Source organism: Mycolicibacterium vinylchloridicum (assembly GCF_013404075.1).
Lineage (GTDB): Bacteria > Actinomycetota > Actinomycetes > Mycobacteriales > Mycobacteriaceae > Mycobacterium > Mycobacterium vinylchloridicum.
Genome location: NZ_JACBJQ010000063.1, coordinates 1 through 17,958, shown reverse-complemented (window position 1 = coordinate 17,958; position 17,958 = coordinate 1). Strand labels below are relative to the sequence as shown.

Genomic DNA, 17,958 nt, shown 5'->3' with positions numbered 1-17,958 from the left:
ATCCCGCCTTCGCTAGATTGCCCGACTTGGATCCCCGCGCACAGGATCCATAAACGGCATTCGAGGCTGCGGCTGTTGCGGATGGGTCGCCGACCTCGGACATGTTGCGGGCGCGAATTGCAGTAGGGCACTACTGCGGTTGCCGTCCGGAACCCGCGCGACGATGTCGGCAGATCGCGATCGGCCGCGGTCAGCGTGAACAGGGGGGTGCGAGTGATGTCCGAACACGCATACATCGGCCGCACGGGCGCATTGGCGATCGCCCTCGGCGTGGGCGCGGCGATCGCGTCGATGCCGGCAGTCGCCCTGGCCGACACGGGGGCGGGCTCCGCCAGACACAGTTCGAGTTCGGAATCCTCCGCGTCGAACGCACACCCGCGGACGTCGTCAGCCGCGGGTCCCGCGCGGCATGCGACGAAGCCGCCCGCTATCGGCAACGGTCGCCGCGGCACGTTGGTGACTGCGGGTGCACATCGCGACTCCCGCCCGGTGTCGACCGCCAAAAAGCCGCGTCCCACAGTGAGTTTGACCGTCGCGGCGCCGAAGGGGGCGGTGGTCGCATCCAGTGACCCGATCTCCAGTTTCATCGCGATCTTCGTCGGCAACGGCACGGCGGCGCATCCCGATGCGGGGTTGTTGTTCGGTACCGGGTTCAGTTACGACGCCACGACGTGCACCGGTGCGCTCGCTTGCAATGGCGGGCGGGGCGGCATCTTCGGTGGCAACGGCGGCGATGGATTCAACGGCGGCAGCGGAGGCTCGGCGGGGCTGGTCGGCAACGGCGGCGACGGCGGTGCAGGGATCACGACCGTCAACAACGGCGACGGCGGTCGCGGTGGGTCCGGGGGACTGCTCAAGGGTGACGGTGGAGACGGCGGGAAGGGGGCGACCGGGGCCACGGGCGTCAACTCGGGTTCCGGTGGCGATGGTGGCGCCGGAGGGAGCACCGGCCTGCTTGCCTGGTTCAGCGCGGCCGGCGACGGCGGTGACGGCGGAGCGGGCGCCACGGGCGCAACTGGCGACATCGGCGTGAATCCGGGCGACTCCGGCGGGAAGGGCGGGGCCGGAGGCACTGGCGGCACCGGCGGAGCAGGGGGCAGCGCGGGCCCGTTGTCGGTCAGAAGCAGCGGTGGGGCCGGCGGCAATGGCGGCGACGCGGGCGCGCCAGGTGACGGCGGCGCCGGCGCCAACGGCGATGCCGCCACCCCCGACGGTGGGGCAGGCGGCGACGGTGGCGACCTGGGTGTGGCCGGCCTTGCGGGCAAGGGCGGGACAGGCAGTGCGCTCGGCGGTGCCGACGGGGCCGCCGGTACGGACGGCGATCAAGTCAGCGGGCCGGCCGGGGCCGGCGGGGCCGGCGGGGACGGTTTCACCGCCACTGAGGCCGGCGTCGAGGGTGGCAAGGGTGGCAACGGCGGGGCCGGCAGTTGGGTGGGCAACGGCGGCAAGGGCGGCCGGGGTGGTTCCGCCCTCCACGGAAACGGTGGTGCCGGCGGAAATGGCGGTAGCGCAGGCGGCTTCGAGATCTTTGGCTCTGGGAGTGTCACCGGTGGCGCGGGCGGCGACGGCGGTGACGGCAGCATCGGTGGCGGAGCCGGCGGTGACGGCGGCGACGCCGAGTACTACGGCGCGGCCACGGGCGGCGCTGGCGGGTTCGGCGGAGCCGGCGGCATCGGCGAGGGCGGAGCGGGCGGCGACGGCGGCGCGGTGAGCACAAACGGCGCCGGCGATGCGACGGGCGGCGCCGGCGGGGCCGGCGGTGGCTCCGTCAACGGTGACGGTGGGGCCGGTGGCGGAGGCGGGTGGTCGGAGGCCCACCCGAGCTACGACCAGAGCGGTCACGCTTTCAACGGCAACTCGATTGGCGGTGCCGGGGGAATCGGCGGTGATTCCGGCGGCGCAAACGGGGGAGCCGGCGGTCTCGGTGGCTATGCGTACGCCTTTGAAGGAATCGGTGACGCCGTCGGCGGTGACGGCGGTGAAGGTGGAATCGGGGCGGGTGGCGTCGGCGGGATCGGCGGGGACGGCGGCGCAGGAACGATCTACGCCTCCACCGGGCCGGCTACCGGAGATGCCAGTGGCGGGACCGGCGGGAAGGGCGGCAGTGGCGCGACGGGCGGCGGAGATGGTGGTGCGGGTGGCTTCGCAGACAACGCCGGCAGCGGAACCTCGACCGGCGGTGACGGCGGCGATGGCGGCGACTCGATCGCCAGCACATCCGATGGTGGCGACGGTGGTGACGGTGGTGACGCCTACCCGACTCAGGGCGCCAATTCCAGCGGTGGCGCCGGCGGCATCGGCGGCGCAGGAGGATCGGACGGCCAGCCCGGCTCGCCGTAGATCGTCGCTGACCCTCGAAGGTGACTGGCGGCCTGCTCGCCGTTGCTGATATCCATGAGTCAGCAGCTCTGAGGGGTGTGAAGATGTCGCTTCGAGTCAATATCGAAGATCTGGCCGCATCGGGCGTCGCGGTCACCGGTCACGGGGAAGACGTGGCCGCCAAACATGCCGCGGCGGCGAGCCGGATCGACGCCGCCCAGGCCGGGTGGCAGGGCGCATCGGCGCTCGCGATGACGGCACTGTCCGAGCAGTGGCTGGCCACCACCGCCACGTTGGTCAACCGTTTGAGCGATCACGCCCAGGGACTGCACGCCAGTGCGCAGGGATTCACCGAGATGGAGCAGCGCAACAGCCAGGCGCTTCAGGAGCCGGCGCAAGCGGCGAACGCGATAGCCGGCCAGACCGATCTTTAACGCGCAGCGGTGATCTCGGCGATCGCCGACGGGGTGTCCAAGTCGCCGTAGGCGTTGGCATAGCGCTGTGCCAACGCGACGGCGACCTCGAGGCGCTGCCACAGGCCACCGCCGCTGCTCGCCGTCGCCAGCCACAGTGCCAGGCCGTGGGCGACCGACGCGCGATAGCGCAGCCAGATCTCGTCCATGCCGGGCAACTCATCGGCAGGCAGGCCGAGTGCGTTGCGGTACTCCTCCAGCAGAGCGCGTTCGTGTTTCCTGCGGTCCTCGACGGTCAGCGCGCCCTGCAGGAAGTACCCGACATCCAGTGACCAATTGCCGCGACGTGCGACCTGCCAGTCCAGGAAGCCGACCTCGCCGTCCGGGGTGACGTAGGTGTTGCCGATATGCGGGTCGCCGTGCAGCAGCGTCTGCGGCGAGGTGGTCAGCGTCCGGATGTAGGGCTTCCACACGCCTTCCACCAACTGCTCGATCGACATCGACAGCACCTCGGTGGGAGTGCTGGCGTCGAGTTGTTCCAGCGCGCTGGGCAGCGGCGCGTACTGAAGGCCGTCGAACGGCTCGAACGGTTCCAACCAACTCAGCGCCGGCTCCTCGATGACGCGCGATCCCCAATACCGGCCGTGCATCCGCCCAAGCCCGCGCATCCCGGAGCGGGCTTCCTGGATTGTCAAAGGCCGCAACGAGTCTCGCGGGTCGGCGCCGCGTGCGTTCAGGTCTTCCATCACCAGGCAGAAGTCGTAGGCGTCCTCGTCGATGGCTGCGGCGTACACCACGGGATGTTCCAGCGGCAGCTCGACTCCGGAGCTGAACAGTCGCGGTTCGTGGAACATGCCGCTGGTCATGCGGATGAGTTCCTTGTGATCGGGATCGGCGGCCTTGACGAAGACGGTCGCCGGGCCATCGCCCTCGGAGTAGGACAGGCGAAGGCGCGCACGGCGATTGGTGCCGTCGTCACGAAGATCGATGGCGACGTCGCTGACGACGGCGCCGGGATGGTGGGCGGCCAGGGCGCGGGTCATCCAGCTCGGCGAGACCTCGGCGAAATCGGTGGGCACCGACAGTTCGGGTGTACTCATCTGCGGGTGCGCTCCTCTGGGCAGGTCCGGGGGCATTACGACACGATCTGTGTCGTAATGGTGGGTAACCTACTGCACCACGAACCCGGTCGGCAATGAATCGACGAAGTTAGGCTCGCGACATGGCACAACCGCTCGGCCGCCCCAGGGATGCGTCGCTGCACGCGGCGATCCTGGACGCCGTTCGCGAACTGCTCGTCGTGTCCAGCTACGCCGAGCTGTCGATGGACGCGGTCGCGGCACAGGCGCAGGTGGGGAAGAAGACCATCTATCGCCGGTGGGCCTCGAAGGCGCCGCTGGTGGCCGAGGCGGTGTTGGATGCCTACGGTCGCGGCGGTTCGTTCGAGGTGCCCGACACCGGCAGCCTGCGAGCGGACCTGCTGCGGTGGCTGATCGAGCACGGCGAGTTCATCACCGAACCTGCGAACGCTAAACTCATCCGGGCGCTTGTGGCCGCGGCGGCCGCGAGTTCTGGTGATACCGAAGCACTTTACGAACAGCTCAGTGTCCCGCAGCGCAGCGGGCTCGTCGATCGGGTGCGCCGTGCGGTGGACAGCGGCGCAGTGCGCGACGACGCCGATCCCGACGCGATCGCCAATGCGCTGATGGGCACGTTGCTGCTTCAGGTCATGAGTGCGCCGATTCCGAACGACCACGCTTTCGAGCGCTACGGGGCCCTGGTGGATGCGCTGCTGGACGGTGTGAACGCCGAACCCGATGGCTAGGGTCTAGACCGTGCATCTCGAAGAACTGCAGTGGTTCGTGGTGCTGGCCGAAACCGAGCACGTCACCGAGGCCGCCGCCGAGTTGGGGGTGAGCCAACCCACGCTCTCGCGCGCCCTGACCCGGATCGAGGAGAAGGCGGGTGCGCCGCTGTTCGATCGCGTCGGGCGCCGGCTGCAGCTCAACGAATACGGCCGCGTCATGCTCGAGCATGCCCGCCGCAGCATCGCCGAAATGCAGGCGGCCGTCGACCGTATCGCCGCGTTGCGCGATCCCGACACCGGCCGTGTCCGGCTGGCATTCCTGCACTCGTTGGCCAACTGGTATGTGCCCGAACAGCTTCGGCGGTTTCGGGAAGCCGCGCCGCGAATTGCGTTCGAACTCTTCCAGGGGCCCGCGCCGGAGATCGTTCAGCGAATCCGCGACGGCGGAGCCGATATCGCGATCACGTCACCGCGTCCCGACACTGCGGTATTCGTCTGGCACCGACTGTATGTCGAGCGGCTGTGCCTGGCGGTACCGGTGGGACACCGCTTCGCGGCACGCAGCCGGGTGAGCCTTTCGGCGGCGGCCGACGAACCCTTCGTCGCCCTCGAGAAGCCACTCGGGTTGCGGCTGCTCACCGACGATCTGTGGGCCGAGGCGGGCATCGACCCCGAGATCGTGTTCGAGGCCTCCGAGATCCCGACGATGGAGGGACTGGTGGCGGCGGGATTCGGTGTCGCGGTGGTGCCGGTGCCGCGCGACCGAGCCGATGTGCGAGTGGTCCATGTCCCGTTGTCGAATGCTCGCGCCAAGCGTGAGGTCGGTCTGGCATGGCGACGTGACCGTCCGCTGGTCCCGCCCGCAGCCCGATTCATGGACTTTCTCATCGGCAGCTGACGTGCCCCGGCTGGGCGGCTCACGTGCATTCATACGCCGAATACATGAACAAGGACCATTCCATGCATTGGACACATCACTAGCCGGTTCCTACCGTCGCATCCATGACCGTCGACCAGTCCCTGGAACCCGCTTGGACTGGACACACCCGGGGATCGTCGGCCTACGCGCGGCTGCTGGCGGCGCTGTTCTGCGCCGGAGTGGCGACATTCGCGCAGCTGTACTCACCGCAGGCGGTGCTTCCGCTGATTTCGGCGGACCTGGGAGTCGGCGCCGCCAATGCGGCGCTGATGGTTTCGGCCTCCACCGTGGGCCTCGCGATCGGTGTCATCCCCTGGTCGGCACTTGCCGATCGCATGGGCAGAGTGAAGGCGATCACCGTCTCCGTCTCCGGTGCCACCGTCGTGGGGCTGGTGGTGCCGTTCGCCCCGACGTTCGGGCTGCTGATGGCCGGCCGGTTCGTCGAGGGCCTGCTGCTCGGCGGCGTCCCCGCGATCGCGGTGGCCTATCTGACCGAAGAGGTCGATCCCGGTCACGCCGCCAGGGCGGCAGGCACCTTCGTGGCCGGAACGACCATCGGTGGCCTGCTCGGGCGCCTCGTGTCCAGCCCGGTGGCCGAATTCGCCGGCTGGCGCGTCGGGGTCTTCACGGTGGCGGTGATCTGCGGGCTGGCGGCGACGGCGTTCGTCAAGCTCGCGCCCGAGCCGCGCGGCTTCACACCGTCATCGCGTCGCGGCGCCAACCCGGAAGGTCACCTTGGTCACCGACTGGTCGCCAACCTGCGCACACCGCGTCAGCTGGTGCTCTTCGCGCAGGGCTTCCTGTTGATGGGCGGGTTCGTGGCGCTCTACAACTTCCTCGGCTTCCGCCTCACGGCCGCGCCGTTCAATCTGCCGGCATCGGTCGTGAGCCTGGTGTTCCTGGCGTATCTGGCCGGCACCTGGGCGTCCTCGCGCGCCGGTGCGGAGGCCGCGCGTTTCGGGCGCAGGCGAGTCCTTCTGGTGTCGGTGGTGGTCATGATGGTCGGGGTCGCAATCACGCTGAGTGACAACGTGTTCGCTGTCCTGATCGGCTTGGTCGTCGCCACGGCCGGCTTCTTCGGAGCGCACTCGACGGCGGCCGGCTGGACCGGTCAGGCCGCGCCGGTCGGCAAGGCTCAAGCGTCGTCGCTGTACAACCTGTTCTACTACGGCGGTTCCAGTGCGATTGGATGGCTCGGGGGAGTGGCGTTCGATGCGAGCGGGTGGACGGCCGTGGCCGTCACGATCCTGGTGCTCGCCGCCGTCGCGGCGGCATTGGCGTCGGTGGTGCTGCGCGACGGATGATCTCGGGTCGGGACCCGATCAGGGCATCAGCTCGACCAACGTCGTCGCGGCGGCGCGCGCCATATTGCGCGCGAGGTATCGCATGTGGGCGCGCCAATGCTTCTCGGCGCCATCGGCATCGCCCGCGTCGAGGAACTCGACGAGCCGCACTTGCGAGCGCAGATCGCGCTGGCGGGTCGCCGCGGCGGTCAGCTCTTTGTCGGCCCGGCTCACCGCGATGAGTGCGCTGGCGAGCACTTTGTCGAGAGTCCCGGCGACGATGCTGAGCGTTTGATTGCCGGCCAGGGCCACCAGCGCCTCGTGAAAAGCGTGATTCGCCAGGCCGAACTCCGTGTGGTCGTCGAGCACCTGCTCCTCGCGGGCGATCAATGACGTGAGTTGGCTGACCGCGGCGCGACGTCGCCGGCTTCCCGCCGCGATGGCCCGCGCTGCCGGAGGCTCGAGGAGATAGCGGGCTTCGAATACATCGGCCAGCGAGACGTTCTGGGACCGCAATAGCATGGCGGCGGTTCGCGCCGTCATCCGTTCATCGGGGGACCGGACGAAGATGCCGCCGCGAACCCCGCGCACCACTTCGATCAAGCCCTCGGTCTCCAGGATTCGTAACGCTTCGCGCAGGGACGGGCGCGACACCTCGAACCTGGCCACCAGGTCGGGCTCGCGCCCCAGCGCTGTGCCGTCAGTCAGCTCTCCGCTGATGATCTGCAGACGCAGCTCGGCGGCAATCTGTTCGGGCTTCTCGACGACCGGTGTCTTGCCTGCAGTCACGTCGCCGCCTCGGAATCGCGTCGGAAAACATCTAGACATTTCCAATCTAGCATGCTCGAATACATCTAGATATTTCGACGGGAGTGCGCGTGACAGAGGCGGATGTCTCGCGGGCCGATCGGCCTGTGAAGAAGTTCCAGTTCGTCAGTGGCGGTGCGGGCGCGGGCCTCGACTCGCGGTCACCGCAATCGGCGAACCACGCTCTTGCACAGCAGGGTTCGATCGCCCTGGGAAACAGCGTGATGGTCGGATGTCGTTCGCTGGTCAGCGCGACGCTCAACGATGCCGCCACCTTCTCCTCGGCGGAGCTGGTGGAGCAGGGGCAGACGAAGCCGCTGATTCCGCTCGGCATCGATCCGCCCGACCACACCCGGTTTCGCGCCCTGCTGGAGCCGATGTTCTCGCCGCGGCGGATGGAGGCCCAGGAAACGGACATCGCTGTGCGCGTCAATCGCTTCATCGACACGTTCATCGCTCGCGGATCATGCGACTTCACCACCGAATTCGCCGAATTGTTCCCGTCCTCGGTCTTCCTGGGCCTGATGGGACTGCCATGGGAAGAGCTCGGAACCCTGGTCGAGATGCGCGACGGGCTGCTGCACCCCGGCACCGATGAGTCGACACTCGACGAGAAGCTGGCCATTCAGCGCCGCACCGCACAGGACGTCTACGCCTACTTCGACGCGGTTCTCGACGAACGACTGACTTCGCCGCGCGATGATCTGCTCACCGAACTGACCCGGGCCCGCCTCGACGGCGAGCCCGTCTCGCGCGACGACCTGTTGTCCATCTGCTTCGTCTTGCTCACGGCGGGCCTCGACACCGTGACGGACACCCTCACCTGCTTCTGGGCTTATCTCGCCCAGCATCCCGGTCAGCAACGTCAACTCACCGAAGACCCCGATGTCATTCCGCGTGCCGTCGAAGAGCTGCTGCGCTGGGAAACGCCTGTGCCGTGGGCGGTTCGGTGGGCCCGCGAGGAACGTGTCGTCGGTGAGCACACGGTCTCCGCCGGCCATCACCTGCTCGTCAACCTGGGGGCGGCCAACGTCGATCCGATCGATTTCGAGGCTCCGCTCACCGTCGACTTCGACCGGCGCGGCAACCGCCACCTTGCCTTCGGCGCGGGTCCGCACCGCTGCCTCGGATCGCATCTCGCTCGCCGCGAGTTGCGAATCGCCCTGCGGGAGTGGCATTGCCGCATTCCCGAATACACCTTGAGCCCCGGCTACGAGGTGCGCTACCGCCCGCCCCTGCGATTCGTCCCGGACCTGCAGCTGTCCTGGCGGCCGGTGTGAACGCGACCAGGGTCGCCCAGTGGGCTACCGGCGCGACCGGCCGGCTGGCATTGCGGGCAGTCATCGATGCGCCTGACCTCGTACTCGCCGGCGTTCGCGTCTATGACCCGGCGAAGATCGGCCGCGATGCCGGTGACCTGGTCGGCCGGGCCCGAAGGGGCATCGTCGCCACCGACAGCAACTACGAGATCGTCACGGCCAGGCCCGATGTCGTGCTCTACATGGGCAGCGTTGAGCGGCACCCCGATGAGTGTTTCAGCGATGTGGTGCATCTGCTGAGTTGCGGCATCGACGTGATCGCCACCGGCAGCTCGTTCATCGATGTCCATGGGTTCGATTCGCGGCGTGCGAAGCTGATCGAGGCGGCCTGCGCCGACGGTGGTGCGTCGTTCCTCGGAGTCGGCCTGTTCCCGGGATTCTTGGGCGAAACGCTGGCGCCTGTCTTGTCCCGGCTCTCCCAATCCTGCGACGAGATCGTCGTTCGCGAATCCCTCTCGTATGCGGGGTATCCCAGCCGGGAGATGATGTTCGATGTGATGGGCTACGGACATCCACCGGATGCGACGTCGCCGGTGTTGAGTGATCCCGAGCGGGCCGGCAAGGCGTTCGTCGCCACCGCGCGGATCATCGCCAAGGCGCTGAGGCTCGACATAGCATCCTGCGAGCCGTTCCGGACGACCGCCGTCACCGACCGCGATCTTCAGGTCGCATCCGGGGTGATTCCGGCGGGCACGGTCGGCGCCATCAAGCTCGGCGTCCGAGCCGATTGCGGGCCGACGGCGATCAGCATCGAGCATGTGACGTGGATGAGCCCCGACGTCATTCCGGAGTGGTCGCGAGCTGAGGGCTACGAGATCGAGTTCGGCGGCGCGCCCACCCTGCGGTGCAACCTGGTACTGGGCACCCGGGGCGAAGATCACACCGAAATGGGTTGTCTGGCAACCGCCATGCACGCCGTGCACGCTATCCCGGCCATCCGGCAGGCACCACCGGGTGTTCTCGACCTTGCCGATCTCGACTTCCGAGGAGTCCTACGATGACGTCGACAGTGGAGCCGGCACGGATCGGTCTGCTCATCGACTACCTCGACGACGACGGTACCTACGACGAAAACATCGTGCCGTCACTGCAATTGGTCGTCGACGAGTACGCCGAAAAGGGCCTGTTGGAGCGGCCCGTCGAATTCGTCGTGCGCGCGGTGCAGGGGTTACCCAACGGGTCGTTCCGGGCGGTCCGCGACGCCTTCCTCGAATTGGTCGAGGAAGACGCCCACGTCATCTTCGGGCCGTGGGTGTCCGAGAACGGCGCGGCGCTGCGCCGCTACGTCGAAGAGCTTGGTGAAGTCGCCTGTATCACGATGGGTGCCAGCGAAACGATGTTGGGGGAGTGGGTGTTCGGTCTTCCTGCCGGCTCGATGGAGGAAGAGCCGATCATCATCGCGACCGTGGCGGCACTCGACGGCTGCCGGACGGTGGGGGTCGCCTACGAAGACTCGCTGATCGGAGCAGAGTATCTGCGGACCACCCGGGTCGCGTGCGCCGACGCCGGGCTGACCATCACCGCGGAGGTCCCGATCCCGCAAGTGCAGGCCGAGAAGCGCGCTGCGATGGCGACGTTGGCCGCCGACCGGCCGGACGGCATCATCCATGTCGGTTTCGGTCTGGGCATCCCGGGGATGAACGACGCGCTCACCGAGGTCGGCTGGCTGCCGGCGCGCTACACCACCACCGCATTCGAGTTCGCCTCGACGAGCGACTGGTGGCGGCAACAGTTCGCGGGTTGGGTCGGCCTGGACCAGTACGACGAGAGAAACCAGACCGGACAACAGTTCCTGGACCGGTTCGAGCAGCGCCACGGCCGACGGCCGGAGTATTTCTTTCCGGTCTACTGCTATGACGTCGGCCGGTTGATGATGATTGCGCTGGCCGATGCGCGACCGCTGACCGGCACGGGTGTCAAGCAAGCACTCGAACGGATCAAGATGGTTCCCGCGGCCACCGGCGCGCCCGGCACTCGGCTGCGATTCGGCAAGTACATCCGGCACGGCTGGATGGGCAGCGAGTTCCTGGTGGCCCGGCGGGTACTGCCCGACGCCAGCCGCATCGTGATGCACGGCACCATCGAGGGCCTGCTGGAACGGCCCGAGTTGTCATGACGGCCCGCGTCATCCAGTGGGCGTCGGGGTCGGTCGGCAAGGCCCAGCTGCGGGAGATCATCGACCGTCCCGACCTCGAACTCGCCGGGCTCTATGTCTACAGCGCATCGAAGGTCGGCACCGACGCCGGGGACATCGTCGGGCGAGCACCGACGGGAATCACGGCGACCAGCGATGCCGCGGCGATCGTCGCGCTGAACGCCGACGTCGTCCTGCACGCGGCAAGCAAGGCGTTTCCCGGCAACACCAATACCGACGACATTGTGGCGCTGCTTGCTTCGGGGAAAAGCGTCATCACGACGACGTCATACAACCATCTTGCGACATACGACCCCGATGTGGAGCAACGCATCAAGCAGGCATGCGCCCGGTCGGGCGCCCGATTCCACGCCGCCGGTGAACATCCCGGCTTCATGTTCGAACGCCTCGCGACCTCACTGACCGCGCTGTGCCGGCGGGTCGACAAGATCACCGTGCAAGAGTTTGTCGACTGTCGTGGGATCAGCGCGCGGGAGATGCTCGTCGACTTGATGGGCATGGGCAAGCCACCAGAAGATGTGACCGCGGAATCGCCTTTGTTTCAGGCGATCTCCATGCAGTACGAGCAATCACTGGCGGCGACGGCCGATGTGCTTGGGTTGTGCTTCGACGAGATCCGCACAGACGTTCAGACCGCGACGTTGCCCTACGACGTCGACGTGACGTGTGCGACCCTGCCCGCCGGATCAGTGGTCGGCCAGATCATGTCGTGGTCGGCATACCGTGATGGCGCACCCGTCCTGGTGGCCGAAGAGTACTGGACTGCCGTCGAGGAGATCCCCGGGTGGGATCTCGCTCTCGGGGGGCAGTTCCTGATCCGCATCATCGTCGATGGGGAGCCACCGATGCGGCTGGCGCTCACGATCGACAATCAAGAGACCGATCTGCCGGGGGTAGCGGGCGGCCAACTCGCCGTCGCGATGACAGCTGTCCGCGCGATTCCGTACGTCCTTGCCGCCCCGCCCGGCGTTGTCGTACCGGCGGTCTTCGGTGCCTATCGCTGGCCGGACGCGAGGTAGTGGCGGTCGGCCGCGTGCCCTCCGCGTCACGGTGACCCGGGTCGTGTTTGCTGCATCGACTTGTGCGCCCACGGCCGACCGACCAATTCAATCTATCATCTGAACACTTGAACAGATAAGCTGACGTGGGCCGCCGTTTGGCGATGCCTCCCGCAGGGACGTTGAGAGGAATGCATGGCTGAATACTCCTTGCCCGAACTGGCTTATGACTACGGGGCATTGGAGCCCCACATCTCCGGGCAGATCAACGAGGTCCATCACAGCAAGCACCACGCGGCCTACGTCAAAGGGCTCAACGACGCGATCGGCAAGCTCGAGGAGGCTCGCGCGAACGACGACCACGCCGCGATCTTCCTCAACGAGAAGAACCTCGCCTTCCACCTTGGTGGTCACGTGAACCACACGATCTGGTGGAGGAACCTCTCCCCGAACGGCGGTGACAAACCCGAAGGCGAGTTGGCGGCGGCCATCGACGATCAGTTCGGTTCGTTCGACAAGTTCCGTGCGCAGTTCACCGCGGCCGCCAACGGTCTGCAGGGTTCCGGCTGGGCGGTTCTGGGCTACGACACCCTGGGCGACAAACTGCTGACCTTCCAGCTCTACGACCAGCAGGCGAACGTGCCGCTCGGCATCATCCCGCTGCTGCAAGTCGACATGTGGGAGCACGCCTACTACCTGCAGTACAAGAACGTGAAAGCCGACTACGTCAAGGCGTTCTGGAACGTCGTCAACTGGGCCGATGTGCAGGAGCGGTTCGCGGCGGCGACCGCCAAGACCGCGGGCCTGATCTTCTAGCCCGGTTGCGGGTCTGTACATGGCTGATGACGAAAAGACCCGCTGGGCAATCGATGTGATGACGGCGTGGGCGCAGGACTGCGACGCCGACTTCGTCCACGACCGCATCGATTCCTACCTCGCGGAGCCGCACGGGGAATCGGGGTTGATCACCGGGTTGATCAACCTTTCCGGACTTCTGCTGATGGGTATGGAAGCGTCCACCGGCAAGAGCACACCCGAAATCCTGCAAGCGATTGCGGCGACCATCTCACGCAGCGCGCACTAGGTGTTCGTGGGCAATAGTCGGCTGCGACTCCCGGAAAGTTCCCCTCCGTCGGTGAGCCGGACGACACCCGTTTGGTGTGCTTAACTTCGTTGCAAGTCCACGCTTATCCGCGAAGAGGTGAGTTCGCCCATGCATATCGAACCGGGAATCGTCGAAGGTCCCAAGCTCATCTTGAGTTATGTCACGGCGGCCGGAGCGGGCAGCTACGCGCTGTATCTGGCCGCCAAGCTGGTCAAGGATCGCGGCCTGGGTGCGCTCCTGGTCCGCACAGTGATGACGACCGCGCTGGTGTTCGTCTTCTTCCAGGTGTTTCCGCATTACCCGGTCGGTGTCTCCGAGGTGCATCTCATTCTCGGCTCGACGCTGTTCCTGATCTTCGGTGCCGCACCGGCCGCGTTCGGTTTGGCGGGCGGACTGCTGTTGCAGGGACTTTTCTTCGCACCGTTCGACCTGCCGCAGTTCGGCATGAACGTGACAACGCTGCTGGTACCCCTGTTCGCCCTGCAATTCGTCGCGCAGAAGGTGATCGCGCCACAGACGCCGTACGTGCAGTTGAAATACCGTCAGGTGCTGGCACTCTCGACGACCTACCAGGCCGGCATCGTGTCCTGGGTCGCCTTCTGGGCGCTGTACGGCGAAGGGTTCTCGGGACAGACCGTCGCCAGCATCGCGACATTCGGCGTCGCCTACATGGCCGTCATCATCGTGGAGCCGCTGGCCGACCTCGGCGTACTCGCCGGGGCGAAGGCACTGCACCAGATGAAGAACAGCCCCCTCGTCGAACGTCGGCTGTTCAACCCCGCATAGGTGTCCGGCCGGCCAAGCCGAAGATTCGCGGTGCTACTTCCGGTCCCACGGCCCGTGCCGTCCAGCTTGTCGGCCGCGTGATGCACCTCAGTGGTTGCGGAGCTTGGCCACCAACTTGCCTTTGGTCAGACTTGAATAGCCCGACATGCCAAGCTCTTTGGCGCGCTTCTTCAATTGGGGCACGGTCCAGTCGTCATAACTTCCCGACTTGCCGCCCTTGCGCCCGACGGACGACTTGCCGCGAGCTGCGGCGGCATTGGAGATCCGCGCAGCCTTTTCTTTGGAGTTTCCCTCGCGGCGCAGATCTTCGTACATTTTCTCGTTCTTGATCGACGAGTTGGGCATGACAGCCTCCTGTCCAGATCATTGCAACATGACGTTGAGTGCCCAGGGAGCCGGTCTTGAAACCCCGATTGTCAATCTGCGATGAACATGACCGTGTCGTCCAACGGTGCCCGCCCGGTGCGCAGGTACGTCACGGCGGGATCCGCATAACCAATCGACATGCCGCAGAACAACATCAGCTCGTCCGGCGGCGACACTGCGTCCGCGACGGTTGTCCGAACCTGGGACCAGGCCATCTGTGGGCAGCTGTGTAGCCCTTCGGCGCGTAGCAACAGCATGACGGTCTGCAAGTACATCCCGAGGTCCGCCCACTGAGGACGGCCGAGATCGCGGTCGATGTAGCAGAACAGGGCGGCGGGTGCGCCGAAGCAATCCCAGTTTGCGATCGCCGCTCGCTGGCGGGCCTCCCAATCGTCGCGGGTGATCCCCAGCGCGCTGTATCGCTCCTTACCAAATGCGGATCGGCGTTCACGGTAGGGCGACTTCATCTCCCGCGGGTACATCTCGAATTCTCGGTCGTCCCACGGGGCGCCGGCGGCCACCCGCTCCACCGCGAGCTTCTTGAGCCGCGTCAGCGGCGCGCCGGTCACCACATAGCTGCGCCACGGCTGCAGATTCGACCCCGACGGCGCCCAGGACGCCGCGGACAAGACCCGTTCCAAGACATCCATCGGAACGGGCTCGTCGGTGAACCCGCGCACTGCCCGCCGGCTCGTCACCGCTTCGTAGACGTCCACGACCCTGCCTCAGTAATCCCATGTCGCGGGCACGCACCGGAAGACGTCGCCCGCGGTCGCCACGTGGCACACCGACGGGAACGGCAGGTGAGTCGCCACCAGCGAACCGCCCGTCGCTGCGAGCTCCCGCAGCAGATCCACCCGGACGCGGGCAGCCTCCTGAGGATCATGCTCAAAACCGTTCTCCCACACTGGCTTCTCGAATCCGACTGCGAACACCGCGTCACCGGCGAAGGTCAGCCGATCACCGCGTGACTCAAGCCGCACGATGCTGTGGCCCGGCGTGTGGCCACCGGTGCGGCTGATGAGCACTCCAGGCGCCACCTCGTGCTCGGTCTCGAACGGCCGTAGTTGGCCGCGATAGTCATTGAGGAACTGGGTGGCCGTGCGCCGCAACACATCCGGAATCGGCTCTGGCATGACGGTGTGCGTGAAATCGGGCGCTTCCCAGAACTCCGCCTCACGGGTGGCCAGATGGATCTGCAAGTCGGGGCGCAGACGGGCCTTCAACCCCTCGGTGAGCAACCCGCCGATGTGATCCATGTGCAGATGGGTGAGCACGACGTCGGTCACGGATCCGGGGTCGATCCCGGCCGCCTCCAGCCGGTGCACCGTCTGCCCGGCCCGGGGGAAGTCCGGGAACTCCACGCCCAGACCGGCATCGACCAGAATCGTCCGCCCGCCGGTGCGCACCACGACCACGTTGAGGGGCCAGTCGACCACGTCTCGCGGCAGGAACTGGTCATCCAACCAGCCCGCCAGCTCGGCCGAATTGGCGTTGGTGGCCAACGTGGAGGCGGTGATCGGCAGGACGCCGTCGCTGATCACCAACACCTCGATATCGCCCACCTGCACCGCGTAGCGGGACGGAACCAGCTCGTCGACCGCCGGTGAAATGCTGTCCACGCTCATGTCTGTTCTCCTGACAGTCTTGGGAAAATGCCCTTCGACTGCGGTGAACGCGACGTGGCTGGAGAACTCATCCCGGTGACGACATGGGCGGCTGGACTAGGCGTCGCTCCGCCCGGTGATATGCCGGAAAGCGTGATCCAAACGCCGGGTCATACGCTTCGTGTCTTGCAGGTCCCGCTCGGGCTCGACGTCGGCGAGGTCTCCGACGCCGGCCGCGTAGGTGCCGGAGATCACCGCCGACCAGACCGCGATGGTGCGCACGATCAGGGGGTCATCGAACGTCATGCCGTAGTGCTTCGCCAGAGCGAGCGCCAGCGTCTCCTTGCGTCGAGCGGAAACCAAGGTGGCCACCTCGGGTGCGGCCATAGCGAGCAGGCCGACCTGCTGCATCCGTTGCAGCGGCACCGCCCCTGTGCCGGCGATGATGTCGCTCAACATCGCTCGATGGGAACGGCTCAGTGCATCGACGAGGTCTTCGTCCTGCTCGCCGTCGGCGAGGTGCGTGACGACCGCGGCCAGCATGTCGTCGACGACGTCGAGGACTATCGAACTCGTTGTGGGGAAGACCTGCTTGAGGGTCTGCACGGGAATCGCGCTGGCTTCGGCGACGTCGTCGAGCGTCGTTTCCGCGAATCCGCGCGACACGAACAGTGCGAGCGCGCTATCGAGCACCGCTCCGCGGTCGAACCCAACTGTCGAATACATGGTGAGAGGATCGTAGGCCCGCGCAGGCGGCCGCGCGGGATTGGGCGAAGGCGCCCCTGATCTCCGATGAAATGCGAAGGTAGAGAGGATGCGTGGAGGAATGTTCGGCGTGCCGCTCGCGGCCATCACGGTCCTGGTGGGCCTGGCGGCCTCGCCCGTCGCGGCGGCCGGCGATGACGACTGCAGTCTGTTGCTGCCGGCCGCGGATCAGCTGGAGGCCGTGTTCAACGAGATCGCGCCCACCGGTACTGCGCCGTGGGTGGCGGCCCGGGTCCGCGCCCCGTTGAGCCCGTTGCACAACCTGAGCAGCCCGCCCGGCATCGACCTTCGGATTCGGTCGAACATGGTGGCGTCCCAGATCGACAACAACGACCCGTACCGGCCGGCGACCCCGGAACGCCTCGCCGGCGATCTGGCCAAGGCCAGGGGCCTGCTGGTCGCGGTCCGCGAGTGGTGCGCGCCCTAGCGTTCAGGCCCGATTGCCCGACTCCTCCTCATCGCTCGTTCCTCGCTCTGCATCGTCGTCGGGCTAGTTTCCGAACACGCCCCAGCGCTTGATCTGCACCCGGTTGGCATCAGGCCAAATAGCCCTGGCGGCAGGCGAATTGCAGAAGTAGTCCTCGGCCTGGCGGATGCTCATGTCGACTGCGTGCAGGCCGTCCTCCTGGTGGGCACGGCAGTTCACGGTCAACGCCTGGTGGGTGTCCGGATCAGCCTCCAAGACCTCGATGGTCAACACCACCACGAGCGTGTACCCCGCTCCGGTCGGCAGATAGAAGGTCAGATCCCGGCTCGCCAACCCGCCGCCGTTGGTGACCAGATAGCCGTCACCGCTGGGATAGGCGGCCTGCCCGACCATTTGGGTGCGCTCGTAATGCCGGCTGTCGCCGTGCGCCCGCCATACCGCGAAGCGGGTGTTGGGGTTGCCGCCGTTGAGCAGATTCTGGGAGATCGGGATGATCAGCTCGTCCCGGCCGTCACCGTCGATGTCCTGCATGCCAACACCACTCGGCGTCGACGGCTCCAACAGCTCGTCGATCGTCTGCACCACCGCGCCCGTCTGGTCGGTCACGGTCACCTTCACCGCCCTGGGCCGAGGCAACTCGGGCACACTCCAGTACTTCACGGCGAAATCGAGATCTCCGGAGTGCAGCGTGCAATCCACCAAAGGTGAAGTCCCCAAGGGCGTGATCACCGGGTTCGATTGCGGGCACGTCGGCAGCGATGTGTCAGCGACGGCGCGGGGCAGCGCCGCTGAAGCGGCCGCCGTCAGCACGACGGCGACCAACGCTGACAACCACTTCACGCCGGAATCGCTAGCGCGGCTTGGCCGGGGCGGGCGCGGGGG

At 66.9% G+C, this 17,958-nt stretch carries 21 protein-coding genes; 14 read left to right on the top strand and 7 right to left on the bottom strand.

Annotation, left to right across the window (positions count from 1 at the left end; translation table 11 throughout):
* Positions 1-216 precede the first annotated feature (216 nt).
* The gene (locus HPC46_RS35645; protein WP_179475692.1) at positions 217-2,340 is read left to right on the top strand and encodes a hypothetical protein; all 2,124 of its coding nucleotides are present in this window, start codon (positions 217-219) and stop codon (positions 2,338-2,340) included.
* 83 nt (positions 2,341-2,423) lie between these two features.
* On the top strand, positions 2,424-2,753 hold the full coding sequence (locus HPC46_RS29625; RefSeq protein WP_179475691.1) for a WXG100 family type VII secretion target: 330 nt from the start codon (positions 2,424-2,426) through the stop codon (positions 2,751-2,753).
* On the opposite strand, the gene HPC46_RS29620 is transcribed toward HPC46_RS29625, so the two are convergent.
* Complete coding sequence (locus HPC46_RS29620; RefSeq protein WP_179475690.1) at positions 2,750-3,832, bottom strand: phosphotransferase; 1,083 nt, start codon at positions 3,830-3,832, stop codon at positions 2,750-2,752. The two genes, HPC46_RS29625 and HPC46_RS29620, sit on opposite strands and share 4 nt — an antisense overlap.
* A gap of 122 nt (positions 3,833-3,954) precedes the next feature.
* On the opposite strand from HPC46_RS29620, the gene HPC46_RS29615 reads away from it, so the two are divergent.
* The 3 genes from HPC46_RS29615 (at position 3,955) to HPC46_RS29605 (ending at position 6,762) form a co-directional block, all read left to right on the top strand.
* A complete protein-coding gene (locus tag HPC46_RS29615; protein ID WP_179475689.1) occupies positions 3,955-4,557 on the top strand; it encodes a TetR/AcrR family transcriptional regulator in 603 nt (200 codons plus the stop codon).
* Between the two features lie 10 nt (positions 4,558-4,567).
* On the top strand, positions 4,568-5,437 hold the full coding sequence (locus HPC46_RS29610; protein ID WP_179475688.1) for a LysR family transcriptional regulator: 870 nt from the start codon (positions 4,568-4,570) through the stop codon (positions 5,435-5,437).
* A 104-nt stretch (positions 5,438-5,541) separates the two neighbouring features.
* Positions 5,542-6,762: an MFS transporter gene (locus tag HPC46_RS29605; protein WP_179475687.1), complete on the top strand. Its 1,221-nt coding sequence runs from the start codon at positions 5,542-5,544 to the stop codon at positions 6,760-6,762.
* Positions 6,763-6,780: 18 nt separating this feature from the next.
* Here HPC46_RS29605 and HPC46_RS29600 read toward each other — a convergent pair whose 3' ends face one another.
* On the bottom strand, positions 6,781-7,530 hold the full coding sequence (locus HPC46_RS29600; RefSeq protein WP_325096833.1) for a FadR/GntR family transcriptional regulator: 750 nt from the start codon (positions 7,528-7,530) through the stop codon (positions 6,781-6,783).
* Between the two features lie 89 nt (positions 7,531-7,619).
* Between HPC46_RS29600 and HPC46_RS35845 the strand changes: the two genes are divergently transcribed.
* The 7 genes from HPC46_RS35845 (at position 7,620) to HPC46_RS29565 (ending at position 13,911) form a co-directional block, all read left to right on the top strand.
* Entirely contained in the window at positions 7,620-8,828 is a 1,209-nt protein-coding gene (locus tag HPC46_RS35845; RefSeq protein ID WP_179475685.1) for a cytochrome P450, read from the top strand.
* Positions 8,825-9,868: a dihydrodipicolinate reductase gene (locus HPC46_RS29590; protein WP_179475684.1), complete on the top strand. Its 1,044-nt coding sequence runs from the start codon at positions 8,825-8,827 to the stop codon at positions 9,866-9,868. Before HPC46_RS35845 ends, HPC46_RS29590 begins: the two co-directional genes overlap by 4 nt.
* Positions 9,865-10,983: an ABC transporter substrate-binding protein gene (locus HPC46_RS29585; RefSeq protein ID WP_179475683.1), complete on the top strand. Its 1,119-nt coding sequence runs from the start codon at positions 9,865-9,867 to the stop codon at positions 10,981-10,983. Before HPC46_RS29590 ends, HPC46_RS29585 begins: the two co-directional genes overlap by 4 nt.
* Entirely contained in the window at positions 10,980-12,041 is a 1,062-nt protein-coding gene (locus tag HPC46_RS29580) for an NAD(P)H-dependent amine dehydrogenase family protein (RefSeq protein ID WP_179475682.1), read from the top strand. Before HPC46_RS29585 ends, HPC46_RS29580 begins: the two co-directional genes overlap by 4 nt.
* 174 nt (positions 12,042-12,215) lie before the next feature.
* On the top strand, positions 12,216-12,836 hold the full coding sequence (locus HPC46_RS29575) for a superoxide dismutase (protein WP_179475681.1): 621 nt from the start codon (positions 12,216-12,218) through the stop codon (positions 12,834-12,836).
* A gap of 19 nt (positions 12,837-12,855) precedes the next feature.
* Entirely contained in the window at positions 12,856-13,104 is a 249-nt protein-coding gene (locus tag HPC46_RS29570; RefSeq protein WP_179475680.1) for a hypothetical protein, read from the top strand.
* Positions 13,105-13,221: 117 nt separating this feature from the next.
* Positions 13,222-13,911: an energy-coupling factor ABC transporter permease gene (locus HPC46_RS29565; protein WP_325096832.1), complete on the top strand. Its 690-nt coding sequence runs from the start codon at positions 13,222-13,224 to the stop codon at positions 13,909-13,911.
* 87 nt (positions 13,912-13,998) lie between these two features.
* On the opposite strand, the gene HPC46_RS29560 is transcribed toward HPC46_RS29565, so the two are convergent.
* From HPC46_RS29560 to HPC46_RS29545, 4 genes are all read right to left on the bottom strand, one after another.
* Positions 13,999-14,256, bottom strand: a complete 258-nt coding sequence (locus HPC46_RS29560) for a DUF7218 family protein (RefSeq protein WP_179475679.1) — start codon at positions 14,254-14,256, stop codon at positions 13,999-14,001.
* 71 nt (positions 14,257-14,327) lie between these two features.
* Positions 14,328-14,993, bottom strand: coding sequence for a nitroreductase (locus HPC46_RS29555; protein WP_179475678.1), 666 nt, complete (start codon positions 14,991-14,993; stop codon positions 14,328-14,330).
* A 9-nt stretch (positions 14,994-15,002) separates the two neighbouring features.
* Positions 15,003-15,905 (bottom strand): MBL fold metallo-hydrolase, encoded by a 903-nt coding sequence (locus HPC46_RS29550; protein WP_179475677.1) that lies wholly within the window; start codon positions 15,903-15,905, stop codon positions 15,003-15,005.
* Between the two features lie 96 nt (positions 15,906-16,001).
* Positions 16,002-16,610 (bottom strand): TetR/AcrR family transcriptional regulator, encoded by a 609-nt coding sequence (locus HPC46_RS29545; protein WP_179475676.1) that lies wholly within the window; start codon positions 16,608-16,610, stop codon positions 16,002-16,004.
* An 88-nt stretch (positions 16,611-16,698) separates the two neighbouring features.
* On the opposite strand from HPC46_RS29545, the gene HPC46_RS29540 reads away from it, so the two are divergent.
* The gene (locus HPC46_RS29540) at positions 16,699-17,076 is read left to right on the top strand and encodes a hypothetical protein (protein WP_179475675.1); all 378 of its coding nucleotides are present in this window, start codon (positions 16,699-16,701) and stop codon (positions 17,074-17,076) included.
* A 63-nt stretch (positions 17,077-17,139) separates the two neighbouring features.
* Here the strand turns inward: HPC46_RS29540 and HPC46_RS29535 are convergent, their stop codons facing one another.
* Positions 17,140-17,859, bottom strand: coding sequence for a hypothetical protein (locus HPC46_RS29535; protein ID WP_325096835.1), 720 nt, complete (start codon positions 17,857-17,859; stop codon positions 17,140-17,142).
* On the opposite strand from HPC46_RS29535, the gene HPC46_RS35235 reads away from it, so the two are divergent.
* The coding region (locus HPC46_RS35235; RefSeq protein ID WP_233716869.1) for a hypothetical protein at positions 17,765-17,958 on the top strand (194 nt) is incomplete at its 3' end. The two genes, HPC46_RS29535 and HPC46_RS35235, sit on opposite strands and share 95 nt — an antisense overlap.